The organism is Pseudomonas sp. DR48 (genome assembly GCF_019823085.1).
Classification (GTDB): Bacteria; Pseudomonadota; Gammaproteobacteria; order Pseudomonadales; family Pseudomonadaceae; genus Aquipseudomonas.
This window is the reverse complement of record NZ_CP081946.1, coordinates 7,002,626-7,025,712: the sequence shown is the minus strand read 5'-3', so window position 1 is coordinate 7,025,712 and position 23,087 is coordinate 7,002,626. Positions and strand designations below refer to the sequence as shown.

Genomic DNA, 23,087 nt, shown 5'->3' with positions numbered 1-23,087 from the left:
GGATGAACTCGGCGATCTGGCCGGCTCGTTCAACCGTTTCGTCGACAAGATCCACGGCCTGGTGCGTCAGATCACCGAAATGACTTCGCAGCTGACCGGTCTGGTGACTCAGGTCTCCGATCAGGCCCAGCGTTCGGATCAGGCCATGGAGCGTCAGCGTCACGAGACCGATCAGGTCGCCACGGCGATCAACGAGATGTCGGCGGCGGCGCAGGAAGTGGCGAAGAGTGCACAAAACGCGGCGGTTGCAGCCCAGCAAACCGACGAGGAAGGCCAGGCTGCCAAGCGTGTGGTGGCGGGCAGCATTGTGAAGATTCATGCGTTGGTGGACGACATTCGCAGCAGCGGCGTGTCCCTCGACAGCCTGCAAAAAGACGTGTCGTCGATTGTCAGCGTGCTGGGGGTGATTCGCTCGATTGCCGAGCAGACCAACCTGCTGGCGCTGAACGCCGCGATTGAGGCGGCGCGCGCCGGCGAAGCCGGACGTGGTTTTGCGGTGGTGGCCGACGAAGTGCGGGCACTGGCCAGTCGTACGCAGATCAGCACCCAGGAAATCCAGGGCATGATCGACCGTTTGCAAGCCGGGACTCAATCGGCGGTGGAAGCGATGCGTCGTTCCAGTGAAGCGGGCGATGGCACCTCGGCCCAGGCCAATGAGGCCGGTGCATCGCTGGACACCATGGCCCAGCTGATCGGCACCATCAACTCGATGAACGCGCAGATCGCCAGCGCGGCGGAAGAACAGACCGCCGTGGCCGAAGAGATCAACCGCAGCGTGCACCAGATTGCGGTGGCGGTGGACAGTGTCGCCGACGAAACCCAACTCGGCGCCCAGACCTCGCGCAGCCTCGCCGACCTCGGTCAGCGCCTGGGCAAACTGGTCGGTCAGTTCCGTATCTGACACCCCGAAGAACCTGTGGGAGCGGGCTTGCCCGCGATGGCGTCAAGTCAGTCGACATCAGTGTCTGTTGTGCTGGCCTCATCGCGGGCAAGCCCGCTCCCACAAGGGGATGTAGTTTCAGGGCCTGTCCCAGTACGGCACCGCGCCAAAGCATTCCACAAAGAAATCGATCACCGTCCTGACCTTCACCGACAACCGCCGACTACCGGGCCACAGCACCGCAATCTGCTGCGGCTCAAGGCTGTTGGACACCTGATAGTCCCCCAGCACCGGCACCAGCGTGCCGTTGCGCACCGCCTCACCAATCAGCCACGACGGAAACATCACCAGCCCCAGCCCCTGTTCAGCGGCCTGGGTGAGTGTGTCGGCGTGGTTGCCGGTGATCGGTCCTTTCACCGAGTAGGGCGTCCAATCCTGCTGGTCCTGGCGGAAAAACCAGCGCTGTTGCCCCGTCACGCCCTTGTAGGCCAGGCATTTATGCGCCGCCAGATCCTCGGGATGTCGCGGCGTGCCGTGGCGTTGCAGATAGGCCGGGCTGGCGGCGACTTGAAACCGGTGCGGCGCAAGGATGCGCGCCTGCATGCTCGAATCGTGCAGCGGGCCGATGCGAAACAGCAGGTCGGCGCCTTCCTGTAACGGGTCGATGTAACTGTCGGTCTGCTGGATATCCAGTTGCAGTTTCGGGTAGCGCTCGCACAGCTGCCCCAGCCAAGGCGTGAGATGACGCTGCCCGAACACCACGGGCGCGTTGATCCGCACCAGTCCGCTGGGTTCGCTTTGCTGTTCCTGCAAGGCTTGCTCGGCCTCTTCCAGTTGCACCAGCACCAGTCGCGCGTGATGGCCCAGCATGCGCCCGGCTTCGGTGGGCGTGACGGCGCGCGTGTGGCGATAGAGCAATTGCTGGTTCAAGGCCTGTTCCATCAGCTGGATCTGCCGGGAAATCGAAGAGGGCGCCAGGCCTTCACGGCGGGCGACTTCGGAAAAACTGCCGTGGTCGAGCACCGCGACAAACAGCCGGAGTGCCTTGAATCCCAGTTCGTTGAGGCCGTGCATTAGTGATCCTGCTGTGCGGTTTGCGCAAAAGTGTTGTCAGGATGCTCCCATTTATCGCAAAACACCGCCAGCCGATAATGCGCGCCAATTCCACTGAGAACACAAACCCTGTGGGAGCGAGCTTGCTCGCGATAGCGATTTGTCAGTCACATTGATGTTGGATGTTCCGGCGCTTTCGCGAGCAAGCTCGCTCCCACAGGGGGTCGTGTTCTATCTGATAACTGGTAGGTGTCCCCCCTTATGCACACTTCTTCAATCGACGACGTGGGCGTTGTCGCCGCGCCGACCACTAAACCGGGGCTGCGCCTGTTGCTGCTGCCGCTGGTGATCCTGGCCGGCATGGGCCTTTCCGTGGAGGCCGGTCTGCTTGGCCCGCTCGGGGTTCAGGTCGGGCATTTATGGGCGACGTTGAGCATCTTCGGCGTGGGTTCGGCGATTTTGTTTTTGCTGCTGTTGTTCAGCGGCAAGCAACAGGGACCGGCCTTGAACACCTTGCCGCGCTGGCAGTTGATCGGCGGTTTCCTCGGGCCGATCTACGTGGTGGTGCTGACCATGGCCACGCCGCACATCGGCATTGCCATGACGATGATCGCAATCCTCTCCGGGCAGGTCGGCAAAAGCGTGTTGATCGACCACTTCGGCTGGTTCGGCGCCGCGCGCAAAAAGGTCAACGGTGAACGTTGGCTGGCCTTGCTGCTGATTGTCGCGGCACTTGTTCTGATCGCTCGGGGTTAATGATGAATCTGATTATTTTGTTGGCGGTGGTCGTGGCCGCCGGTGCGGTGTTGAGTGTCCAGGCGGCGATTAACGGGCGTCTGGGTGAAACGGTCGGCGTGTTGCGCAGCAGTTTGCTGACCTTTGCGGTCGGTGCGGTGGTCACCGGGTTGCTGATCCTGTTTTTCGAACCGGCCCACACCGTCAGCTTGCTGGACGTGCCGAAATGGCAGCTCAGCGGCGCGCTGTTCGGCGTGGTTTACATGATGGTCATGGTCGGCGCGGTGCCGCGCGTCGGCACAGCAGTGGCGACCGTGGCGGTGATTCTCGGGCAACTGGGTATGGGGATGTTGATCGATAACTTCGGCTGGCTGGGCAATCCGGCGATCGAGTTGTCGAGCAGCCGGATCGTGGCAATGGCGTGTCTCGCGCTGGCCTTGTTTTTCATGTACCGCAGTAACACCCGTCAGGCCTGACGCTGAAACCCCGGCCAACTCCTACACTGTCAGGACGGTGCCAGCGATTGCGCACCCGACGACCACCACACATGGAGTCAGGCTCATGATCAGCAGTGACAGTACCTGCGACTGCCCCAAATGCTCATGCAAACTGGGCGAACATCCGATAGCGCGTCACGGCAAGCACTATTGCTGTGAAGCGTGCGCCAAGCACCACGAACATGGCGAAGAGTGTGCGAGCAAAGGCTGCAAGTGCGCCCACGCCAAATAACTCATCCACGTAAAACGTAAAGTGGAGCCGCCCTGGCTCCACTTTTTTTATGTCTGTTTTCCCCTTTTCTCGAGCTTCAGCCAGCCGGTCGCCAGGTCACGTTTTCGATCCCGAACTTTTCCGCCAGCGGCTTGCTGGTTTTTTGCACCTTCTCCCGGCCAAAGCGAGGGATTCGTCCGACGCCGGCGTCACAACTGGCCCAATGCCAAGCTTCCGCGTTGTCCATCTTGTCCAGGCGAATAATGAATGACTTGGGAACGCCATGAAGGGTGTATTCAATGACGAAAAGTTTTGCGTTGTTCATAAAGCCCGTATTCCTCCCTGTGGTAATAGAAGGATCGTCGAGGTAGCGGAAAATTCACTTGGATTGGCGGACGGCTGCCGCCAGTGGCGACAATGCCGGTGGCTCGTTACCATGCAAGCACCTGAAATCCCAATGATCATTGCCCATGGCCCTTGCTGCCCCTCCAGACCTGAGTGACACCGATGTCCCCGTGCAACCGTTGGCACGGACCTACCCGCGTGGCCTGTACATCGAGCCGCACCAGCATGACTGGGGCCAGCTGCTGTACGCGATGAGCGGGGTCATGTGGGTTGAAACGCCCCATGAAGCGCTGGTGGTGCCACCGCAGCGTGCGGTGTGGCTGCCACCGGGCGTGCCCCACGGGATTCGTGTGGTCTCGGACCTGCAGATGCGCAATATCTACCTGCGGCCCTCACTGGCCGCCACGCTGGATCACAGTGTTCAGGTGATTGAAGTCGGCGGCCTGCTGCGAGAGCTGATCGTCGGGCTGGTGGAGCAGGGCGATGATGGCGCGCCCGAGTATTACGAAGCACTGGTCGGCCTGGCACTGCTGGAGCTTAGACGGGCCAGGCGTTCACGGCTGAAAATTCCCTTGCCAGATGAGTCCGAGCGACGGTTGATGAACCTGTGTCAGGCGGTCATGGCCGCGCCCTCGCTGGACATCCCTTTCGAGCAGCACGCGGAAAATGCCGGGGCCAGCGTGCGTACCCTCGCTCGGTTGTTCAAGGACGGCCTGGGCATGGGCTTCGCTGAATGGCGGCGACAGGTGCAACTGGCGACGGCAGCGGCGGAATTGATCCAGGGCGTGCCGGTCAGCACGATTGCCCGGGAACTGGGCTATTCACCGAGCAGCTTCAGCGACATGTTCCGCCGGGAGCTGGGTGTCGCGCCTTCGCAGTTTTCGGCGAGTCAATGTCAGGCGTGAAGACGCTTTGGCCGATATTCAGAAGCACTTGGCCGATGCCCGCCGTCACCTCGCTCTAGACTTCAGGCATACCTTTTTTGCCCACGGAGTCTGCCATGAGCTACCTCATCTCGCTGGTCATCGGTCTGGGCGTCGGCCTGGTGTACGGCGCCCTGGATTTTCGTTCCCCCGCACCACCGGCCATTGCGCTGGTGGGCCTGCTGGGCATGCTCGCCGGTGAAAAGTTGTGGCCCATGGGCCGGCAACTGGTCAGCGGCTGGATCTCCTGAACCCCTTCCTTGAAGCGATGGACACTCCCATGAAAGCACTGCAATTCGACAAGACCGGCGACCTCGCGGCCTTGCGCTATGTCGATGTTCCAACCCCCGTTCCCGGCGCCGATGAAGTGCTGGTCCAGATCAAAGCCGCAGGCCTCAACCCTAGCGACGTGAAGAACGTGCTCGGGCGCTTCCCCTACACCACCATGCCGCGCATTCCCGGGCGCGATTTCGCCGGTGTTGTGGTTGAAGGGCCTGAGGCGCTGATCGGTCAGGAGGTCTGGGGCACCGGTCGCGAGCTGGGTTTTTTTGCCGACGGTTCCCATGCGCAATTCGTCAAGCTGCCGGCCAATGGTGTGGCGCTCAAACCCACTCACCTGAGCTTCGCCCAGGCCGCCAGCCTCGGTGTGCCCTACACCACGGCGTGGGATGCACTGGAACGCAGCCTGGTGACGGCGCAAACGCGGCTATTGGTGATCGGTGGCGGGGCGGTGGGCAGTGCCGCGCTGGCGCTGGCCAAGGTGCGTGGCGCCCGGGTGCTGGCAGCGGCGCGGCGCCCCGAGCAGGTCAAGGATTTACAGGCTCAGGGTTATCAGACGCTGCAACTGGATAAGCCGGAAGACTTGGGGGCGCAGGTCAACGCCGTGTATGCCGGCGGTGCCGACGTGATTTTCGACACCACGGGCTTCTGGCTGCCGGCCTCGGTCCCGGCGCTGGCCGCGTTCGGGCGCATCGCAATCATCGCCGCGCCGGTGGACGGCATGGTGCAGCTGCCGGCGTTGGCGCTGTATCGCAAGGGCGGTTCGGTGGTGGGGATCAATTCGTTGCTCTACGGCGTCCAGGCGTGTGCGGCGATGCTGGATCAGTTTGGCAAGTTCTTTGACCAGGGGTTGCTGCCGTTGCCCCAGGGCCTGCTTGAATCGCCGTTGGCGCAAGGGCTGGATCGGTATGCCGAGGTGAACCAGGGCAGTGGCGACAAAGTGATTTTGTTGCCCTGACCCCAATCAAATGTAGGAGCGGGCTTGCTCGCGAAAGCGGACTGACAGTCGACATCGATGTTGAAAGTTATGCCGCCTTCGCGAGCAAGCCCGCTCCCACAAGGGGATATGTAGTGTCAGATCAAGCGTCGGGAACACCGTTCTCCCACGCCGACCAGTTGTTCAAAATCTCCTGCACCAACGGATTCCCGGTGCGGTACAGGTTTTCCAGCGCCGGTACGAATCCGCCCTGATCGGCGTACTTGAGCAGGTTATCCGCTTCGCTCTGGCCCGGCACCGGTCGATCAAAGTCGGAACCGGCGCGCACCACCGCCAGACGCTGGACGTCCACCAGCCCCTCGCGACTAGCCCGCAACAGCGCTTCATACGTGGAATTGTCTTCCTGCTGCGTCGTGCAGTACTCGCCTTTATTGTCCGTCAGCAACCGGGTCCAGACTTCGGCGCGCTCGCTCAAGCGTGTCCCGGAAAACCAGGTGTTGCCCGCCAGCGTGTCGCACTGCGTCACCACCGGCGGTTGATTGGCCGGGGCTGATGGATATTTCATGCGCCAGGCGGCCGACTCTTTGCTCTCGCTCAACTGGACGTTGTGCGACAGGGCGAACGCCTTGGCCTGCAATTTCGGATTGAGCTCGAAGACTTCGGTCTTGTAGTCCAGCGGCGGCTTTTCGTTCGGGCCTTTGGTGTTGATGCCGATGTAACCGGTCGGCCAGTCTTTCGGCGCGTCTCGCGAATCCAGTTCCCACTGAGTGCCGAACTCCACCAGATAATGCGCCCACGCGGCAGTGCCGATGGTGCCGTGTTTGGGGCTGATGCCGGCAATCCCGGCGATCAGGAAATAGCTTTTACGCAGGTCGAATTTCGGCGACAGGGCCAAGGCCAGTGTCGACGCGGCGGCGTTGGTCTGGCCCATGCCGGTGACCATCAGGCACACCTGCTGCGTGTTGCAGCGAATCGTCGGGTACTCGGCGGACAGGCCTGGCACTCGAACTTCCTGCTTGAGTTCCAGGCGATCGATCCAGTGCTGCGCCTCGGGGGCGAACATGGTGATCAGCAGCACTTTCGGCTCGATCGGAGTCTCACTCGCCCAGGCCGTTGAAGAGAGCAGGGCGGCACAGGCCAGGGAAAGACGCGTCATTGCATTCATAAAACCTCCAGGTTCAAACAAGCTTCAGAACTGATAACCGATGCCGGCGTAATAACCCCAGCCGTTGGACCGGGCGCGGAAGTCGCCGTCGCCGAAATTCAACTCGCTGCCATCCTCCCAATTGCCGCCGTTATGGAAGTAACGGCCGACCAGGGTGAAACGTAAATGGGTAAACGAATACAGCAAGACGTTGGTGGCGACGGTGGCGTTGGCGGTGCGTGCCGGGTTGTCCTTGTGCAGGTCCGAGCCAAAATCGAAGTTGGTGAAACCGATGTACGTCAGTGACGCGCCGTTCTCGAAGCTGCTGATCGGCACGATGTATTTGAGCTGGGCGCGGTAGCCGTCCCACGAGTATTCATTGCTGGCGCCATAGTTTTCCCATTGGTAACGCCCGTAGAAGTTGGCCGACAGGTTGACCCGCGAATGGGTGTCGATATCGGTGCCCAAGCCGCTGTACAGCGTGTTGGCGCGGTTGGCGCTGTTGCTGCCATGGTCGTAGATCCAGTCGAACGCGACGTACCATTCCTTGAACGGCCCGACCGCCAGGCTGCGACCGGCCAGGTAGTCGATGGAGATGCGCGGTTCGTGCTCCATGAACACCGGTGAGCCGTGGTCCCAGACGCCTTTGTCATGGCTGTTGCCGATGTCGAAGATTTTCGGGATGTCGATGTAGCCGTACAACTCGAACGGTCCTTTGCGCCCGAAGTATTCATATTCCAGGTAAATATCGTCGGCCGGCTGCGGGCCGAAACTGATGTCTTTGCTGCCGATGACGGTCAGGTCCTGATTGAACCAGTCCGACAGGTACACGCCTTTTTTCGCGGGGCTGGCCTCGACGCTGAGGGTTTCGCCCTGGGCGGATTCTTCGACGGCGGCGGGTTGCGCCAAAACGGTGCTGCTGAGTAGTCCTGTAACGCTGGCCAGCAGCAAGGAAACAGCAGCGGTGCGCGAGCAAGTCGCGCGGCTGGACATGCGTTGCATTAAAAGTCCCTTTTCGTGCGGATCGAAAGCCCGGTTCTCCGAGCTTGGTGCAGTTTGGTTACGAACATGCCGGTATTGGCTACTCGCAAACGTTTGCACAACAGATGCCAATTATCCCAATGCCATGAAAAATCGACGAAATCAGGGATTTTACTGTCGTTATGGTCAGGTACAGGGCGCTGCTACAGGGCGGTAGGGCCTTGCAGGGGTCGTCAGTGCTAGACTCGGTCGCATTGACTTCAAAGGTATTGCCCCATGAGTGAACCGATTCGTCTGACCCAGTACAGCCACGGCGCAGGATGTGGCTGCAAGATTTCGCCGCAAGTGCTGGAGGTGATCCTGGCGGGTAGCGGGGCGCAGAACCTTGATCCGAACCTCTGGGTCGGCAACGCTTCGCGCGATGACGCCGCGGTGTATGCCATCGATGAAGAGCGTGGCGTGGTTTCCACCACCGACTTCTTTATGCCGATCGTCGATGACCCGTTCGATTTCGGTCGTATCGCGGCGACCAACGCCATCAGCGATATCTACGCCATGGGCGGCGATCCACTGATGGCGATTGCGATCCTGGGCTGGCCGGTCGACAAGCTGGCGCCGGAGATAGCGCGTGAAGTGATTCGTGGCGGGCGCTCAATATGCGACGAGGCTGGCATCCCATTGGCCGGCGGGCATTCCATCGACGCGCCGGAACCGATCTTCGGTCTCGCCGTGACCGGCCTGGTGCAAAAACGCCACATGAAACGTAACGACACCGCCACCGCCGGATGCCTGCTTTACCTCACCAAACCGCTGGGCATCGGCATCCTCACCACCGCCGAGAAAAAGGGCAAGTTGCGCCATGCCGACATCGGCCTGGCCCGCGACTGGATGTGCACGCTGAACAAACCCGGCAGCCGTTTCGGCAAGCTCGATGGCGTGACCGCGATGACCGATGTGACCGGTTTTGGCTTGCTTGGGCACCTGGTGGAAATGGCGGACGGCAGCCACCTGACCGCGCGCATCGAATATGAGCGTGTGCCACGTCTGCCGGGCGTCGAGTATTACCTTGAGCAGGGCTGCGTGCCGGGCGGCACGCTGCGCAACTTCGACAGCTACGCCAGCAAGCTCGGGCGTCTGCAGGAACTGCACAAGCGCGTGCTGTGTGATCCGCAGACCAGCGGTGGCCTGCTGGTTGCCGTCACGCCTGAAGGCAACGAGCAATTCCTCAAAGTGGCCGCCGAATTGGGCCTGACGCTTGAGCCAATCGGTGAACTGATCGAGCGACAGACCCACGCGGTCGAGGTGATTTGATGTCACAGGACTTCACCGACTACCGCGACATTTTCCTCAACGATCGGCCGCTGATGGATGTTCGTGCGCCGGTCGAGTTCTTCAAGGGATCGTTCCCCGGTGTCGTCAACTTGCCGCTGATGAACGACAACGAGCGCCAACGGGTCGGCACCTGCTACAAGCAACACGGCCAGCAAGCGGCAATCACGCTGGGGCATCAGTTGGTGTCTGGCCAGATCAAGGCAGAACGCGTCGAGGCCTGGGCCGACTTTGCCCGGGCGCATCCAGAAGGCTATTTGTATTGTTTTCGCGGCGGCTTGCGTTCGCAGATTGCCCAGCAATGGCTCAAGGACGAAGCCGGCATTGACTATCCGCGAGTGGGTGGCGGCTACAAAGCGATGCGCACCTTCCTGCTGGACACAGTCGAACAGGCCGTGGCCCAGTGCGATTTCGTGTTGCTGGGCGGCATGACCGGCACCGGCAAGACCGAGGTACTTTGGCAGCTGAACAATGCGCTGGACCTTGAAGGCCACGCCAATCATCGCGGCTCCAGTTTTGGCAAGCGCGCCACTGGCCAGCCGTCCAATATCGATTTTGAAAACCGCCTGGCGGTGGACGTGCTGAAGAAGCGCGCCCACGGCATCGAGCAGTTTGTGCTGGAAGACGAGAGCCGCGCGATCGGCAGTTGCGCCTTGCCGTTGCCGCTTTATCAGAGCATGCAGCAGTATCCGATGGTCTGGCTGGAAGACAGCCTGGAAGGGCGAGTCGAACGGATCTTGCGCGATTACGTGGTGGACTTGTGCGCTGAGTTCGTCGCGGTACATGGTGAGGAAGGTTTTGCGCTGTTTTCCGAGCGATTGCTGGAAAGCCTGAACAACGTCCAGAAACGTCTGGGCGGTGAGCGGCATCGGCGGATGTTGATCCTGATGGAAGACGCGCTGGCAGAGCAGGCGAGCAGCGGGGCGGTGGACTTACACCGGGGCTGGATCGAAGGGTTGCTCCGTGAGTATTACGACCCGATGTATGCGTTCCAGCGGGAGAAGAAGGGCGCGCGGATCGAGTTTGCCGGAGAGCGGGGCGCGGTGCTTGAGTACCTGCAAGCCCGGCTTATCAACCGAAAGTAACAGGGTGTTTTTGCCCCGGCAGACGCTATAAAACGTTGATCAGCTCACGTCGGACACGCCGTCGGCCCGTTATTCAGACCTTGCTTGTAGGTGTGGCTCTGCAAACTGGCCTTGCCGTTGTGCCAGGTCAGCGTTAGCACCACCAGCGAGTCATAGTCGTTGGACTCCCAGTCTTCAGTGATTTTCTGTTCCTTGCCGACGGCTTCCTCCGCGACCTTGTTGATCAGCTCGGGCAGGTAGCCGTGGGACCAGGCCGTATAGATCACTGAGTTGTGGTACTTGTCGTGGAGCAATTCTTCCGCCAGATCGCTAACGTCGTTGGCCGAAAAGTTGATGTTCACCGGCAAGCCGAGCTTGATGGCGGTGGGGCTGATGGTCATCAGCGGGCGGATGTAGCTGTAGGAGTTGTCCTGTTCGCCTTCCTCGACATTGCGGGTCGGGTCGGCGGCAAACACGTAATTGGCCTTGCCGAATTTTTCCGGCAGCAGGGTGGCCAGTTTGATTGCGCGGTTCAGGCCCTGACAGTTGAGCTGGCCAAGACCGCCTTCAGGTTTTTCCGCATGACGCAGGAAGACCAGGGTCTGGGTGCCGTCAGCCGCCGCTTGGGCACGACTTTCACCGGGCTCCAGTGCAAAAAACAACGTGCCCGCCGCCAGCGCCGCAGTCAGGACGACATAGGTGCATTGCTTGAAGCGGCCAGCGAATTTCAAAGGGGTCATCATTTGAATAGGTGATCTTCAGCGCGTTCGGTTAAGGCTGACAAACCTTTGCACACGAGCTCCAAGCCTCGGGTGTTTTCCCTGTCGTTGAGCCGGTCCCGTTTCCGAAAAGGCAGTGTTCAGATTCCTCTTTAGCCTGTTGGTTCGTTTTCGGCTTGTGCGCAGCAATGTACCGGTAACCTCGAACGGCTTGCAGCAGAGGTTATCGACAAGATGTTTCGGATTTTTGGATACATTACGGGGCGCGCAGCGACATTAAAGCTGCAATCTTACGCTCTTGTTCATCAGCCATATTGATAAGGTCAAAAAGATCGCAACCGTCAGGCGATCAACCTGGATTATGCTCATCCCTTTCTTTGCCGATGGAGGCTCCCCATGACCGATCTGTCTTCGTTCCCCATCACCCGAAAATGGCCGGCGCAATACCCCGAGTGGATTCAGCTTTATTCCCTGCCGACCCCCAATGGCGTCAAGGTCTCGATCATGCTCGAAGAGATCGGCCTGCCCTACGAGCCCCATCGCGTGGGCTTTGACACAAACGACCAGATGTCTCCCGAATTCCTGTCGTTGAGCCCCAACAACAAGATCCCGGCGATCCTCGATCCCCATGGTCCGGGGGACAAGCCCCTGCCGTTGTTCGAGTCCGGTGCCATTCTGATTTACCTCGCCGACAAAAGCGGGCAACTGCTGGCGCAGGAATCGGCGGCGCGGTACGAGACGATCCAGTGGCTGATGTTTCAGATGGGGGGCATCGGGCCGATGTTCGGCCAACTCGGTTTCTTCAACAAATTCGCCGGCAAGGACTACGAGGACAAACGTCCGCGTGATCGTTACGTCGATGAAAGCAAACGCCTGTTGAAGGTGCTCGATCAACGCCTGCAAGGACGCGACTGGATCATGGGCGAACGCTACACCATCGCCGACATCGCGACCTTTCCGTGGGTGCGCAACCTGATCGGCTTCTATGAAGCGGGGGATCTGGTGGGCATCAAGGACTTCCCGAATGTCACCCGGGTCCTGGAGCGCTTCCTGGCGCGGCCGGCGGTGATGCGCGGGCTGGAAATCCCCAAGTAAACCGCTTCGACTTTCTCAAGACCAAGGCAGGCAATGAGCTCATTCGATTTCAAGCAGGTAGATGTCTTCAGCGGTATCGCGCTCAAGGGCAATCCGTTGGCGGTGGTGTTCGGTGCCGATGAACTCGGTGATGAGCGCATGGCGGCGTTCGCGAGCTGGACCAACCTCAGTGAAACCACGTTCATCCTCGAACCGCGCGACCATCGTGCGGATTATCGCGTGAGGATCTTCACCACCCTCAACGAGCTGCCGTTTGCCGGTCATCCGACGCTGGGCACTTGCCACGCGTGGCTGGAGGCCGGTGGCGTGCCCAAGGGCGAGGAGATCATTCAGGAATGCGGTGTCGGGCTGGTGCGAATCCGCAGGCAGGGCGCGGAGCTGGCTTTTCTCGCGCCACCGCTGATCAGGACCGGGCCGGTGGAGGCCGACGTGGTCGAGCGCGTGCGTCGCGGGCTGCGACTGGAGCCCGGGGTGATTGTCCGGGCGCAATGGGTCGATAACGGTGCCGGCTGGCTGGCGGTGATGGTCGAGGATCGCCAGCAGGTACTGGACCTGCAGCCGGATCACTCGCAAATGCTCGGTCTCGCCGTTGGCGTCATTGCACCGTGGAGACCCGAGCGCGATGGCGACGACGCACAGTTCGAAGTGCGGGCCTTCATTTCGGGTGACGGTATGCCGGAAGACCCGGCCACTGGGAGCCTGAATGCCGGGATTGCCCAATGGCTGCTCGCAGAAGGCCTGGCGCCGGCGTCCTATGTGGTCAGTCAGGGGCTGACGATGGGACGCGCCGGGCGCATTCAGGTCGAGCAGGTGGGCGATGAAATCTGGATCGGTGGTTCTGTAGTGACGTGCATCAGCGGCACCCTGAAGCTTTAACTTGTGGGAGCGAGCCTGCTCGCGATTGCGTCGTGTCAGCCAATAAAGGTGTCGATTGACACAGCGCCTTCGCGAGCAAGCTCGCTCCCACAGGGTTCTGTGCTGGATTATTGCCGGACCGGTAATGGTTTGTTCCGCGCCTGAGGTGTGTACCCCACACCTCGCAAGGCATAAGCTTCGTCCCCTACGACTTTTGTCTTGTTCAGGAAACCCCATGTCCAGTCAGTTCCCCGAAGCACGTCCACGCCGTCTGCGCCGCAATGCGAGCCTGCGCAGCCTGTTCCAGGAAACCGAGTTCAGTTTGAACGACCTGGTGTTGCCGATTTTCGTCGAGGAAGAAATCGACGACTTCGTGCCGATCAAAAGCATGCCCGGGGTGATGCGTATCCCGGAGTCGAAACTGGCCGGCGAGATCGAGCGCTACGCCCGGGCCGGGATCAAGTCGGTGATGACCTTCGGCGTGTCGCATCACCTGGACAGCAGCGGCAGCGACACCTGGAACGATAACGGGCTGGTGTCACGCATGTCGCGCATTGCCAAGGACGCTGTGCCGGAGATGATCGTGATGTCCGACACCTGCTTCTGCGAGTACACCGATCACGGCCATTGTGGCGTGCTGCACAACCACGAGGTCGACAACGACCAGACCCTGATCAACCTCGGCAGACAAGCGGTGGCCGCGGCGCGTGCCGGTGCGGATGTGATCGCGCCGTCAGCGGCGATGGACGGTCAGGTCCAGGCGATTCGCCGGGCGCTGGATGACGCCGGTTTCACCCAGACTGCGATCATGGCCTATTCGACCAAGTTCGCTTCGGCGCTTTATGGCCCGTTCCGTGAAGCCGGCGGCAGCGCCCTCAAAGGCGACCGCAAAAGCTATCAGATGAACCCGATGAACCGCCGCGAAGCGGTGCGCGAATCGCTGATGGACGAGCAGGAAGGCGCCGACGCGCTGATGGTCAAGCCGGCCGGTGCCTACCTGGACATCATCCGCGACATCCGTGAAGTGTCGCGGTTGCCGTTGTCGGCGTATCAGGTCAGCGGCGAGTACGCGATGATCAAATTCGCCGCGCAGGCCGGGGCGATCGATGAGGATCGGGTGGTGCGTGAAAGCCTGGGCGCGATCAAGCGAGCCGGCGCGGACCTGATCTTTACCTACTTTGCGATGGACCTGGCCCTGGCCGGGATCTGACACCCACCGCAAAACAACTGTGGGAGCGAGCCTGCTCGCGATGGCGGTGTATCAGTCAAAACACAATCGACTGACACGACCCCATCGCGAGCAGGCTCGCTCCCACAGGAGTATGGGGTGGACTCAGGCGCTGCCAAAAAACGGCCGGATCCCGTGATGCTTGAAGTACCGCTCGATCACCTTCGGATCAGCACAGGTCTCGGCAATCGCCACATACGTGTCCGGGCGCAACAGGTAAAACCCGTTGCGCCCCAGACCCGCGGCTTCAAACGCCGGGCGCCAGTCGAATACGTGCAGCGGCAGGTGATGCTCGATGCACCAGTCGATCATCTCGTCGCTGGTGTCGCCGTAGACATGCACCTGCCAGGTCGGACACTTCAGTGATTCGAAATTATCGCCCTCGCCGTCGTGAGCCCAGGGCAGGCGATCGCCGCCATGAACGTGACCGGCCACGCCCGTGCTCAACGGCGTCCCGCGATAATTGAGGGTGATTTGCGACACCGTCCGAAACAGAAATTCGCGGGTCGTTTCGAACGAGGCCATTTTGGGAATCACGAAGGGCGCCAGGCGCGTGCGCAACAAATCGGCCAGGCGGCCCTCGGCGGTGACGAACGTGAATACCCGGTCGGTGGTGGCCACCAGTTTGCGGGCGAAGGCGATGCGCTCGGATTCATACGTGTCGAGCAGGTTGGCCGTGGCGCCACCACTCAATACTGCTGCCAGTTTCCAGGCCAGGTTGATGGCATCGCCGATTCCGGTGTTCATGCCCTGACCACCCGCCGGGCTATGCACATGCGCGGCGTCCCCCAAAAGAAACGCACGACCGCTGCGAAAGTGATCCGCTACGCGATGATGCACCCGGTAGGTCGAGAACCAGTTCACCTGATCGATCTGCACTTTCATATGTTCGATGGCCCGGCTGCTGACGTCTTCAAACCGCAGGGTTTCAACCCTGTCGGCGCGTTCGTCGCGCACGGTGCCGATCAAGCGGGCGCGACCTTCACCGGCCAACGGAAACACCGCGAGAAAGTCCGCTTCATCGAGGTCTACGTGCAGTTCGCCATTGAACGTTGGTCCACGGGCTTGCACATCGGCGACATAGAAAATCTGCTGGTAGGTACCGCCGGGAAAACCGGTGTCGAGGGTCTTGCGCACGATTGATCGGGCGCCATCACAACCGGCCAGGTAACACGCCTGGCAGACTTCCTGCTGGCCATCGGGCAAGCGCAACCTGACGCTGATGCCATCGCCGGTATCTTCGAAACTCTCAAGTTGAGTGTTGCGCTCCACCTCGATGCCGAATTTTTCAAGGCGTTCGATCAGCAACCGTTCGTGCTCGTCTTGGGGGAATATCTCGAGAAAGGCGTAAGGCGTCAGGCCCTCGCCGATGCGCGTCAGCGGCAAGCGCGCCACGGGCTCGCCCTTGACCCAGAAATTCGCCGCGCCGACGCGATGGCCGTTACCAACCACCGCATCGCTGAGGTCGAGCTGACGGTACAGCTCCAGCGTCCGCGCCTGCACGGCCAGCGCCCGCGACGTGGTGCCCGGCGCTGACGTCTTGTCGAGAATCCGCACCCGAATCCCCAGTTTGCTCAGCCACAGCGCCAGTACCAGCCCGGTCGGGCCGGCACCGACGATCAGTACATCGCTCCGGTTCATGAGCCTGTCCTCTTCGGTGTGAGGTTCAAGTATGGTTCAGCCCGGCGGGTTGGTCAGGTCGCGTATACCCAATGGGAACGGGCAAGAACGGCAGCAGTCATAGCCTGCACCATGCCATTGGTCGTATGGTGAACCCCGCTCGATGGATTTGATGGAGCAACATGCAAACCAATCGATTGATCATGAGTCTCGCGGCGCTGCTGGTGCTGGCCGGCTGTGCCACCCAGCGCCCGCAGGAGCCGCCTGCGCGCAAGCCTGCCGAGGTCAAGGCCGAGATCGTGCGCCTGCTGCCGGCAAAAGCGGTCGATCGTCAGGGCTGGGCCACGGATATCTACGCAGCGTTTGCCGCGCAAAACATCTACCCATCGACACAGAACCTGTGTTCGGTGCTCGCGGTCACCGAGCAGGAGTCTACCTTTCAGGTCGATCCGCCTGTGCCGGGGCTGGGCAAGATCGCTCGCGACGAGATCGACCGCCGTGCCGCCAGCGCGCACATCCCCAGCCTGCTGGTGAGCGGTGCGCTGCAGGTCCGTTCATCCAACGGCAAAAGCTACAGCGAGCGACTGAATGCGGCGCGCAGCGAACAAGAACTCAGCGCGATCTTCGACGACTTCATTGGCATGGTGCCTATGGGGCGGACTCTGTTCGGCGGGTTCAACCCGGTACACACCGCGGGTCCGATGCAGGTCAGCATCGATTTCGCCGAGCAACACGCGAAGGAGTATCCGTACCCGGTGAACAGCACGATCCGTCATGAAGTGTTCACTCGTCGTGGTGGCATGTATTTCGGCATCGCCCATTTGCTTGGGTATCCGGTGAGCTACAAACAGCCGCTGTATCGCTTTGCCGATTTCAACGCCGGCTGGTACGCCAGCCGCAATGCGGCGTTTCAGAACGCGGTGAGTCGCGCTTCTGGCATCCCACTGGAGCTGGATGGCGATCTGGTGCGCTACGACGCGATCATGCCGGGCACCACGGAGTTGGCGGTGCGTACCCTGGGCAAGCAATTGGGCATGCGCAATACGACCATTCGGGATCAATTGGAGGAGGGCAAGAACCTAGGGTTTGAGGACACTCAACTCTATGCGCGGGTTTTCGAGCTCGCCGAGAAGGCTGAAGGTCGACCGTTGCCGCGTGCGGTGTTGCCGGGGATTGAGCTGCAAAGCCCTAAAATCACTCGCAAGCTGACGACGGCGTGGTTTGCCAAGCGGGTCGATGAGCGTTACCAGCGCTGCATGGAGCGTGCGGGCAAGTGACTGACCACTGAAAAACAGGCATAAAAAACCCGGCGGATGAGGCCGGGTTTTCATTGAGTCCTGCAGTGAAACTACGCATTTATGCAGCGCGGCTTTCGATCAGACGATCCGAGCCACCTTCGGCGACGCGGTTCTCGATCAGACGGTCGGAACCGCCTTCGGCAACACGTTTTTCGATCAAGCGGTCTGAACCACCTTCAGCGACGCGATTCTCGATCAGACGATCCGAGCCACCTTCGGCGACGCGTTTTTCGATCAGACGGTCGGAACCACCTTCGGCAACACGATTCTCGATCAGACGATCCGAGCCACCTTCGGCAACACGTTTTTCGATCAGACGGTCGGAACCACCTTCAGCAACGCGGTTTTCGATCAGACGATCCGAACCACCCTCAGCCACACGGCTTTCAATCAGACGATCCGAGCCGCCTTCAGCGACAACCGGGTGAGCCGAAGTAGCGGCGAAAGCGTTAACTGCAAAAACCGAGAAAGCGATGCTGAGGAAGAGTTGGCGTTTCATGGTGGTGTGCTCCAGGGGGTGTATTTGTTGGGTATGGAGCAGATGTTACGCCGCGGATTTTTTATGAGAACTTCATTGAGATGATGGTGACCATCGACGGCAATGATAGGACCAGCGGTGTCCCCTGCGTGGGCGTGATGGTTCAGTCGTCGGGTTGCCTCGGTAGGCGCGAAAGGCGCTTCTACACTGGTTAGCTGGCACATGCCTTTGCCAGACCCAGGGTCAAGGCAGCCAACGCCATGATTAGCTAAAAGGCAGGGAACGAGCCGGCAAACCGTGCCTCTACTGACTGTAACCTTGTCCCGCCAGGAGGCCGCACCATGTACCAGCTCTACGGACACCAGAACTCCGGCGCCGCCGCGATCGAGGCTGCTCTCGAGCTCTGTGAAATTCCTTATCGCTTCATCGACGTCGAGTCGTCACCGGAGGCCGCCAAAGCCCTGGAAAAACTCAATCCGCTCAAGCAGATTCCGACGCTGCAACTGCCTGACGGCAGCATTCTCACCGAAAGCGCGGCGATCCTGATTCACCTGGGGCTGGCGTTTCCCCAGTCGAACCTGTTGTCGAGGGACCCGACCGAACGTGATCAGGCGATCCGTGGCCTGGCGTACATCGTCAGCAATTGCTACGCGGCCATCGGCATCATCGATTACCCCGAGCGCTGGCTGATCGAGGCAGATGCAGCGTCCAGGGAAAATCTCATGGGTGGCGCCCGCCGTCGGTTGCACTGGAGTTGGGAAGTGTTTGCCGATCAGTTTTCCGGCGAGTTGTATCTGGACGACGAGACGCCTGGCGCACTGGATGTGCTGGCGGCGGTGGTGACGCGGTGGGCGGGCAGCCGGGAACATCTACGCCATGCCCGACCGGGCTTCTACGCATGGCTGATGCGAATCGACCGGCACCCGACGTTGGCACCGGTCTTTGCCCGGCATTGGCCGAACTGACGAACACCAATAATCAAACGTGGGAGCGAACAGGTTCGCTCCCACAGCCTGTACGGTGTTTTTTCAATCAGTCGCCGCGAATGTACTGCTCCAGCTGGCGGATCAGTTCAGCCTGTTCGGCAATGGCTTCCTTGACCAGGTCGCCGATCGACAGCAAACCGATTAGCACGCCGTTTTCCACTACCGGCAAGTGCCGCAGGCGTTTGTCGGACATGATGCCCATGCAGGTTTCAACGGTTTGGTGGGTGTCCACGGTGATCACCGGCGACACCATGATGTCTTCGACCGGTGTGCCCACCGAAGAGCGGCCCTTGAGCACGAGTTTGCGCGCATAGTCACGCTCGCTGATGATGCCCACGACTTCGCCATTTTTTACCACAGGCAATGCGCCGACGTTTTTCGCGGCCATGACCATCAGCGCTTCCAGGACCATTTGATGCGGCGCAATGGTGTGGACTTCGTGATTCTGTTCAGCCTTTAACTTCAGCAGTTGGGCGACGGTTTTCATGGCGGTTTCTCAGGTGTTGTCGTTGTCCTTGAAGAATCGTAGACCCAAGCGCTGAGGGCAAGGCAGAAAACGGCAGATAACGCTCAAAAAACGCCATTCAGCGGTTTTTCTTTGGAAAACCGGCAGTGTTCCATCGTTATTCACCCATCCATGGGCTGGACTCAATCCTGTGTTAGCGGACCTGCATCCGCCTCGCAGAGAAGGCTATCAACCGCAATGACGCGTAGAATCGCCTCCTGAATCAAATCTTGAGGTTGCAGTGGTGGATTTACAGCAGGGCTTCGTCCTGACCCGGCATTGGCGCGATACACCGGCCGGTACGCAAGTCGAGTTCTGGCTGGCGACCGATGCCGGCCCCCGGCGAATTCGCCTGCCTCACCAGCCGTCGGTAGCGTTCATTCCGGCGGTCCAGCGCGAGCAGGCTGAAACGGTGTTGCGCGGCGAAAAAAATGTCGAGCTGAAGCCGCTGGCCCTTCTGGATTTCGAGCACCGCCCGGTGCTCGGCCTGTATTGCCAGCAGCACGGTCAGTTGATGCGCCTGGAAACCGCGTTGCGCAAAGCAGGCGTCGAGATGTTCGAAGCCGATGTGCGGCCACCGGAACGCTACATGATGGAGCGTTTCATCACGGCGCCTGTGCTGTTCGGTGGCACGCCAGACGCCGAGGGTCTGCTGCTCGACGCACAAATGAAGCCCGACCCCGGCTACCGACCGACACTCAGGCTGGTGTCCCTCGACATCGAAACCACCGCCCAGGGCGAGTTGTATTCCATCGCCCTGGAAGGCTGCGGCGAGCGTCAGGTCTACATGCTCGGTCCGCCCAACGGCGACGACAGCGAGGTGGATTTCCAGCTTGAATACTGCGACTCGCGAACCCTGCTGCTGAAAAAACTCAACGAATGGTTCGCCCGGCATGATCCCGACGCGATCATCGGCTGGAACGTCGTGCAGTTCGACTTGCGTGTGCTGCACCAACACGCCCGGCAGTTGGGCGTACCGCTGAAACTGGGGCGTGGCGGTGAAGAAATGCAATGGCGCGAACACGGCAGTCGCAACCATTACTTCGCCGCTGCCGCCGGACGGTTGATCATCGACGGCATCGAATCGTTGCGTTCGGCGACCTGGAGCTTCCCCTCGTTCAGTCTGGAAAACGTCGCGCAAACCCTGCTCGGCGAGGGCAAGGCGATCAGCACGCCGTACCAGCGCATGGATGAAATCAACCGCATGTTCGCCGAAGACAAGCCAGCCCTGGCCAAATACAACCTCAAGGACTGCGAACTGGTGACGCGGATTTTCGCCAAGACCGAACTGCTGACCTTTCTGCTGGAGCGTGCCAGCGTCACCGGTTTGCCGGCCGATCGCAGCGGTGGCTCAGTCGCGGCGTTCACTCATTTATACATGCCGCTGATGCACCGTCAGGGCTTCGTCGCGCCCAACCTCGGGACCAAGCCCGCGCAGGCCAGCCCCGGCGGATTCGTCATGGACTCGCAACCGGGCCTGTATGAATCGGTGCTGGTGCTCGACTACAAAAGCCTCTATCCGTCGATCATCCGCACTTTCCTGATCGACCCGGTGGGGCTGATCGAAGGCTTGCAGCACCCTGACGACAGCGAGTCCGTGCCGGGCTTTCGCGGCGCGCGATTTTCCAGAACCCGGCATTGCCTGCCCGCCATCGTCGCGCGGGTAGCCGAAGGTCGCGAGACCGCCAAGCGCGAGCACAATGCGCCGCTGTCGCAAGCCTTGAAAATCATCATGAACGCCTTCTACGGCGTGCTAGGCTCCAGCGGTTGCCGTTTCTTCGACACGCGACTGGCGTCGTCCATCACCTTGCGCGGTCACGAGATCATGCTGCGCACCCGCCAGTTGATCGAAGCCCAGGGCCACACGGTGATCTACGGCGACACCGACTCGACGTTCGTCTGGCTGCGTCGTGCCCACGGCCAGGAAGAGGCTGCGCAGATCGGCCGTGCGCTGGTGGACCATGTCAACCAATGGTGGCGCGAGCATGTGCAGCAGGAATACGGGCTGCAAAGCGCCCTGGAGTTGCAATTCGAGACTCATTACACGCGCTTTTTGATGCCGACCATTCGTGGAGCCGAGGAGGGCAGCAAGAAGCGTTACGCCGGGCTGGTCATCCGTGCCGATGGCACTGACGAAATGGTCTACAAGGGCCTGGAAACCGTACGTACCGACTGGTCACCGCTGGCCCGGCAGTTCCAGCAGGAGTTGTACTCGCGGATCTTCCATCGCCTGCCTTATCAGGATTACGTGCGCGATTATGTGCGCAAGACCCTGTCCGGCGAATTCGACGAGCGCCTGATCTACCGCAAACGCCTGCGTCGCACCCTCGATGACTATGAGCGCAATGTGCCGCCCCACGTCCGTGCGGCGCGCATCGCCGACGACTACAACGACCGGCAGGGGCGTCCCCGGCAATACCAGAACGGCGGCTGGATCAACTACGTGATCACCGTTGCCGGGCCCGAACCGCTGGAGATCCGCAGTGCCCCGATTGACTACGACCATTACGTCACCCGCCAACTGCAACCGGTGGCGGATGCGATCCTGCCCTTTGTCGACGACGACTTCTCAACCCTGGTGGGTGGGCAAATGGGCCTGTTTTAGGTCCAGTAGCGACACCGTCCAGGCATCCGGTACTCCATGAAAGTACTGATCCAGCGCCTGATGGAACACGCTGCCCTTGGGTGAAAACTGGGCAAACAGCGTCATCGAGGAATGGAATTTCAGGTTGTCGGGATGACCGAAAATCTCGGTGATCGAGCGATTTTTAATGTTCAGGACCAATTGTGTACAGGTTCGCAGGCGCGTTCCCAGCTGTGGGTGTTCAAGGTAGGCAAGTGCCTCTTCGCGAGAGCGGATTGCGAAATGCCGCGACATCTCGCTGCCGCCCAGTCCGGCTAACTGCGGGAAGATGAACCACATCCAGTGACGACGTTTTTGACCGTTGCGCAGTTCCTCCTGGACCCGTTCAAACACGGGGTCCTGAGCCTGGACGAACCGTGGCAAATTAAAAGCATCGAGCTGATCGGTGCTTCTCATGCAGAAGTCCTCTGACAACACCGCGATGGCTTAGACCATGGCCAATCGCTGTTTGCGTTTTGGCGCGTGAAACGCTTGGTCCAGCGCCTTCAAATCCTCATCGTCGAGCCGCAGTTGCGCGGCCTGCGCATTCAGTTGCACATGTTCGGTTCTGACCGCTTTGGGGATGGCGATCACATCAGGCGTTCGCAGTATCCATGCCAGTGCAATCTGGGCGGTGCTAACACCGTGACGGGCGGCAATCTGTTTGAGCGCCGGATGGGCCAGCAGTTGTCCGCCCTGGCCGATAGGACAGTACGCCATCACGGGTTGATGATGCTGGTGGCACCAGGGCAGCAGATCAAATTCGATACCGCGCTCTTCCAGGTTGTAGAGCACTTGATTGGTCGCGCAGGCGGGTGAGGCCAGCTCTTGAAGGTCATCCACGTCGAAATTGGACACTCCCCAACGACCGATCTTGCCTTCTTCACGCAGGCGTTCGAAGGCTTCGACGGTTTCCTCAAGCGGATACTGGCCGCGCCAGTGCAGCAGGTACAGATCGATATAGTCGGTATTCAAACGTCGCAAGCTGCGTTCGCAGGCCTGGGGGATGCCTTTGCGGCTGGCGTTGTGCGGGTAGACCTTGCTGACCAGAAAGACCTTGTCGCGCATTCCCTCGATGGCTTCACCCACGACTTTTTCCGCGCCACCTTCGCCGTACATTTCAGCGGTGTCGATCAGGGTCATGCCCAACTCGATGCCCAGGCGCAAAGCGGCGACCTCCCTGGTGTGTTGCGAGGGATCTTCTCCCATGTGCCAAGTGCCTTGGCCGATGACCGGTACGTTGACGCCGGCCAATTCGAGGGTACGCATGAAAATCTCCTTATTTTGAATCGAAGCATACTC

Annotated in this window: 25 protein-coding genes; 15 read left to right on the top strand and 10 right to left on the bottom strand. The window is 60.5% G+C overall.

Going from position 1 to position 23,087, the window contains the following annotated elements; genetic code table 11:
- Positions 1-79: 79 nt before the first annotated feature.
- The gene (locus K5K95_RS33735; RefSeq protein WP_408003521.1) at positions 80-901 is read left to right on the top strand and encodes a methyl-accepting chemotaxis protein; all 822 of its coding nucleotides are present in this window, start codon (positions 80-82) and stop codon (positions 899-901) included.
- 117 nt (positions 902-1,018) lie between these two features.
- Here the strand turns inward: K5K95_RS33735 and K5K95_RS31895 are convergent, their stop codons facing one another.
- Positions 1,019-1,954: a LysR family transcriptional regulator gene (locus K5K95_RS31895; RefSeq protein ID WP_222587749.1), complete on the bottom strand. Its 936-nt coding sequence runs from the start codon at positions 1,952-1,954 to the stop codon at positions 1,019-1,021.
- Positions 1,955-2,194: 240 nt separating this feature from the next.
- Here K5K95_RS31895 and K5K95_RS31890 point away from each other — a divergent pair, with 240 nt between their 5' ends.
- The 3 genes from K5K95_RS31890 (at position 2,195) to K5K95_RS31880 (ending at position 3,397) form a co-directional block, all read left to right on the top strand.
- The gene (locus K5K95_RS31890; protein WP_222587748.1) at positions 2,195-2,689 is read left to right on the top strand and encodes a DMT family transporter; all 495 of its coding nucleotides are present in this window, start codon (positions 2,195-2,197) and stop codon (positions 2,687-2,689) included.
- A gap of 2 nt (positions 2,690-2,691) precedes the next feature.
- Positions 2,692-3,144 carry a DMT family transporter gene (locus K5K95_RS31885; protein ID WP_222587747.1) on the top strand — a complete coding sequence of 151 codons (453 nt, stop codon included), beginning with the start codon at positions 2,692-2,694 and terminating at the stop codon, positions 3,142-3,144.
- Between the two features lie 85 nt (positions 3,145-3,229).
- Complete coding sequence (locus K5K95_RS31880; RefSeq protein WP_090186068.1) at positions 3,230-3,397, top strand: metallothionein; 168 nt, start codon at positions 3,230-3,232, stop codon at positions 3,395-3,397.
- A 76-nt stretch (positions 3,398-3,473) separates the two neighbouring features.
- Here the strand turns inward: K5K95_RS31880 and K5K95_RS31875 are convergent, their stop codons facing one another.
- Entirely contained in the window at positions 3,474-3,701 is a 228-nt protein-coding gene (locus tag K5K95_RS31875; protein ID WP_090186063.1) for a DUF6555 family protein, read from the bottom strand.
- Positions 3,702-3,846: 145 nt separating this feature from the next.
- Here K5K95_RS31875 and K5K95_RS31870 point away from each other — a divergent pair, with 145 nt between their 5' ends.
- The 3 genes from K5K95_RS31870 (at position 3,847) to K5K95_RS31860 (ending at position 5,881) form a co-directional block, all read left to right on the top strand.
- Positions 3,847-4,626, top strand: coding sequence for an AraC family transcriptional regulator (locus K5K95_RS31870; protein WP_222587746.1), 780 nt, complete (start codon positions 3,847-3,849; stop codon positions 4,624-4,626).
- 95 nt (positions 4,627-4,721) lie between these two features.
- Positions 4,722-4,895: a DUF1427 family protein gene (locus K5K95_RS31865; protein ID WP_090186053.1), complete on the top strand. Its 174-nt coding sequence runs from the start codon at positions 4,722-4,724 to the stop codon at positions 4,893-4,895.
- Positions 4,896-4,924: 29 nt separating this feature from the next.
- Complete coding sequence (locus K5K95_RS31860; RefSeq protein WP_222587745.1) at positions 4,925-5,881, top strand: zinc-binding alcohol dehydrogenase family protein; 957 nt, start codon at positions 4,925-4,927, stop codon at positions 5,879-5,881.
- A 121-nt stretch (positions 5,882-6,002) separates the two neighbouring features.
- Here the strand turns inward: K5K95_RS31860 and K5K95_RS31855 are convergent, their stop codons facing one another.
- Positions 6,003-7,025: a purine-nucleoside phosphorylase gene (locus K5K95_RS31855; protein ID WP_222587744.1), complete on the bottom strand. Its 1,023-nt coding sequence runs from the start codon at positions 7,023-7,025 to the stop codon at positions 6,003-6,005.
- A gap of 24 nt (positions 7,026-7,049) precedes the next feature.
- Positions 7,050-8,006 (bottom strand): nucleoside-specific channel-forming protein Tsx, encoded by a 957-nt coding sequence (locus K5K95_RS31850; RefSeq protein ID WP_222587743.1) that lies wholly within the window; start codon positions 8,004-8,006, stop codon positions 7,050-7,052.
- Between the two features lie 255 nt (positions 8,007-8,261).
- On the opposite strand from K5K95_RS31850, the gene selD reads away from it, so the two are divergent.
- A complete protein-coding gene (gene selD, locus K5K95_RS31845; RefSeq protein WP_222587742.1) occupies positions 8,262-9,296 on the top strand; it encodes a selenide, water dikinase SelD in 1,035 nt (344 codons plus the stop codon).
- Complete coding sequence (gene mnmH / locus K5K95_RS31840; protein ID WP_222587741.1) at positions 9,296-10,399, top strand: tRNA 2-selenouridine(34) synthase MnmH; 1,104 nt, start codon at positions 9,296-9,298, stop codon at positions 10,397-10,399. The genes selD and mnmH overlap by 1 nt, the downstream gene beginning before the upstream one ends.
- 44 nt (positions 10,400-10,443) lie before the next feature.
- Here mnmH and K5K95_RS31835 read toward each other — a convergent pair whose 3' ends face one another.
- On the bottom strand, positions 10,444-11,121 hold the full coding sequence (locus K5K95_RS31835; protein WP_222587740.1) for a histidine phosphatase family protein: 678 nt from the start codon (positions 11,119-11,121) through the stop codon (positions 10,444-10,446).
- A gap of 372 nt (positions 11,122-11,493) precedes the next feature.
- Here K5K95_RS31835 and K5K95_RS31830 point away from each other — a divergent pair, with 372 nt between their 5' ends.
- The 3 genes from K5K95_RS31830 to hemB all read left to right on the top strand — a co-directional run bounded on the left by K5K95_RS31830 (position 11,494) and on the right by hemB (position 14,257).
- Complete coding sequence (locus K5K95_RS31830; protein ID WP_222587739.1) at positions 11,494-12,192, top strand: glutathione S-transferase family protein; 699 nt, start codon at positions 11,494-11,496, stop codon at positions 12,190-12,192.
- 33 nt (positions 12,193-12,225) lie between these two features.
- Complete coding sequence (locus tag K5K95_RS31825) at positions 12,226-13,068, top strand: PhzF family phenazine biosynthesis protein (protein WP_222587738.1); 843 nt, start codon at positions 12,226-12,228, stop codon at positions 13,066-13,068.
- Between the two features lie 214 nt (positions 13,069-13,282).
- Positions 13,283-14,257, top strand: coding sequence for a porphobilinogen synthase (gene hemB, locus K5K95_RS31820; RefSeq protein WP_222587737.1), 975 nt, complete (start codon positions 13,283-13,285; stop codon positions 14,255-14,257).
- Positions 14,258-14,380: 123 nt separating this feature from the next.
- Here the strand turns inward: hemB and K5K95_RS31815 are convergent, their stop codons facing one another.
- Positions 14,381-15,916 carry an FAD-dependent oxidoreductase gene (locus K5K95_RS31815; RefSeq protein WP_222587736.1) on the bottom strand — a complete coding sequence of 512 codons (1,536 nt, stop codon included), beginning with the start codon at positions 15,914-15,916 and terminating at the stop codon, positions 14,381-14,383.
- Between the two features lie 161 nt (positions 15,917-16,077).
- Between K5K95_RS31815 and K5K95_RS31810 the strand changes: the two genes are divergently transcribed.
- The gene (locus tag K5K95_RS31810) at positions 16,078-17,172 is read left to right on the top strand and encodes a DUF1615 domain-containing protein (RefSeq protein ID WP_222587735.1); all 1,095 of its coding nucleotides are present in this window, start codon (positions 16,078-16,080) and stop codon (positions 17,170-17,172) included.
- A 79-nt stretch (positions 17,173-17,251) separates the two neighbouring features.
- Here K5K95_RS31810 and K5K95_RS31805 read toward each other — a convergent pair whose 3' ends face one another.
- Positions 17,252-17,692 (bottom strand): phage infection protein, encoded by a 441-nt coding sequence (locus K5K95_RS31805; RefSeq protein WP_222587734.1) that lies wholly within the window; start codon positions 17,690-17,692, stop codon positions 17,252-17,254.
- A gap of 320 nt (positions 17,693-18,012) precedes the next feature.
- On the opposite strand from K5K95_RS31805, the gene K5K95_RS31800 reads away from it, so the two are divergent.
- Complete coding sequence (locus K5K95_RS31800) at positions 18,013-18,636, top strand: glutathione S-transferase (RefSeq protein ID WP_222587733.1); 624 nt, start codon at positions 18,013-18,015, stop codon at positions 18,634-18,636.
- A 67-nt stretch (positions 18,637-18,703) separates the two neighbouring features.
- On the opposite strand, the gene K5K95_RS31795 is transcribed toward K5K95_RS31800, so the two are convergent.
- Positions 18,704-19,144, bottom strand: a complete 441-nt coding sequence (locus K5K95_RS31795) for a CBS domain-containing protein (RefSeq protein WP_090186012.1) — start codon at positions 19,142-19,144, stop codon at positions 18,704-18,706.
- Positions 19,145-19,406: 262 nt separating this feature from the next.
- On the opposite strand from K5K95_RS31795, the gene K5K95_RS31790 reads away from it, so the two are divergent.
- The gene (locus K5K95_RS31790) at positions 19,407-21,767 is read left to right on the top strand and encodes a DNA polymerase II (protein ID WP_222587732.1); all 2,361 of its coding nucleotides are present in this window, start codon (positions 19,407-19,409) and stop codon (positions 21,765-21,767) included.
- Here K5K95_RS31790 and K5K95_RS31785 read toward each other — a convergent pair.
- Together K5K95_RS31785 and K5K95_RS31780 are read right to left on the bottom strand one after the other, a co-directional pair.
- Entirely contained in the window at positions 21,732-22,202 is a 471-nt protein-coding gene (locus K5K95_RS31785) for a DUF1810 domain-containing protein (RefSeq protein ID WP_222587731.1), read from the bottom strand. The two genes, K5K95_RS31790 and K5K95_RS31785, sit on opposite strands and share 36 nt — an antisense overlap.
- A 30-nt stretch (positions 22,203-22,232) precedes the next feature.
- Positions 22,233-23,054 (bottom strand): aldo/keto reductase, encoded by an 822-nt coding sequence (locus K5K95_RS31780; RefSeq protein WP_222587730.1) that lies wholly within the window; start codon positions 23,052-23,054, stop codon positions 22,233-22,235.
- Between the last annotated feature and the right edge of the window lie 33 nt (positions 23,055-23,087).

Coding starts and splice junctions, on each gene's coding strand:
- K5K95_RS31825 (WP_222587738.1), top strand. CDS start 12,226: ATGAGCTCATTCGATTTCAAGCAGGTAGATGTCTTCAGCGGTATCGCG.
- K5K95_RS31780 (WP_222587730.1), bottom strand. CDS start 23,054: ATGCGTACCCTCGAATTGGCCGGCGTCAACGTACCGGTCATCGGCCAA.
- K5K95_RS31830 (WP_222587739.1), top strand. CDS start 11,494: ATGACCGATCTGTCTTCGTTCCCCATCACCCGAAAATGGCCGGCGCAA.
- selD (WP_222587742.1), top strand. CDS start 8,262: ATGAGTGAACCGATTCGTCTGACCCAGTACAGCCACGGCGCAGGATGT.
- K5K95_RS31815 (WP_222587736.1), bottom strand. CDS start 15,916: ATGAACCGGAGCGATGTACTGATCGTCGGTGCCGGCCCGACCGGGCTG.
- K5K95_RS31895 (WP_222587749.1), bottom strand. CDS start 1,954: ATGCACGGCCTCAACGAACTGGGATTCAAGGCACTCCGGCTGTTTGTC.
- hemB (WP_222587737.1), top strand. CDS start 13,283: ATGTCCAGTCAGTTCCCCGAAGCACGTCCACGCCGTCTGCGCCGCAAT.
- K5K95_RS31795 (WP_090186012.1), bottom strand. CDS start 19,144: ATGAAAACCGTCGCCCAACTGCTGAAGTTAAAGGCTGAACAGAATCAC.
- K5K95_RS31835 (WP_222587740.1), bottom strand. CDS start 11,121: ATGATGACCCCTTTGAAATTCGCTGGCCGCTTCAAGCAATGCACCTAT.
- K5K95_RS31870 (WP_222587746.1), top strand. CDS start 3,847: ATGGCCCTTGCTGCCCCTCCAGACCTGAGTGACACCGATGTCCCCGTG.
- K5K95_RS31880 (WP_090186068.1), top strand. CDS start 3,230: ATGATCAGCAGTGACAGTACCTGCGACTGCCCCAAATGCTCATGCAAA.
- K5K95_RS31800 (WP_222587733.1), top strand. CDS start 18,013: ATGTACCAGCTCTACGGACACCAGAACTCCGGCGCCGCCGCGATCGAG.
- K5K95_RS31890 (WP_222587748.1), top strand. CDS start 2,195: ATGCACACTTCTTCAATCGACGACGTGGGCGTTGTCGCCGCGCCGACC.
- K5K95_RS31855 (WP_222587744.1), bottom strand. CDS start 7,025: ATGAATGCAATGACGCGTCTTTCCCTGGCCTGTGCCGCCCTGCTCTCT.
- K5K95_RS31785 (WP_222587731.1), bottom strand. CDS start 22,202: ATGAGAAGCACCGATCAGCTCGATGCTTTTAATTTGCCACGGTTCGTC.
- K5K95_RS31875 (WP_090186063.1), bottom strand. CDS start 3,701: ATGAACAACGCAAAACTTTTCGTCATTGAATACACCCTTCATGGCGTT.
- K5K95_RS33735 (WP_408003521.1), top strand. CDS start 80: ATGACTTCGCAGCTGACCGGTCTGGTGACTCAGGTCTCCGATCAGGCC.
- K5K95_RS31885 (WP_222587747.1), top strand. CDS start 2,692: ATGAATCTGATTATTTTGTTGGCGGTGGTCGTGGCCGCCGGTGCGGTG.
- K5K95_RS31810 (WP_222587735.1), top strand. CDS start 16,078: ATGCAAACCAATCGATTGATCATGAGTCTCGCGGCGCTGCTGGTGCTG.
- K5K95_RS31805 (WP_222587734.1), bottom strand. CDS start 17,692: ATGAAACGCCAACTCTTCCTCAGCATCGCTTTCTCGGTTTTTGCAGTT.
- mnmH (WP_222587741.1), top strand. CDS start 9,296: ATGTCACAGGACTTCACCGACTACCGCGACATTTTCCTCAACGATCGG.
- K5K95_RS31850 (WP_222587743.1), bottom strand. CDS start 8,006: ATGCAACGCATGTCCAGCCGCGCGACTTGCTCGCGCACCGCTGCTGTT.
- K5K95_RS31865 (WP_090186053.1), top strand. CDS start 4,722: ATGAGCTACCTCATCTCGCTGGTCATCGGTCTGGGCGTCGGCCTGGTG.
- K5K95_RS31860 (WP_222587745.1), top strand. CDS start 4,925: ATGAAAGCACTGCAATTCGACAAGACCGGCGACCTCGCGGCCTTGCGC.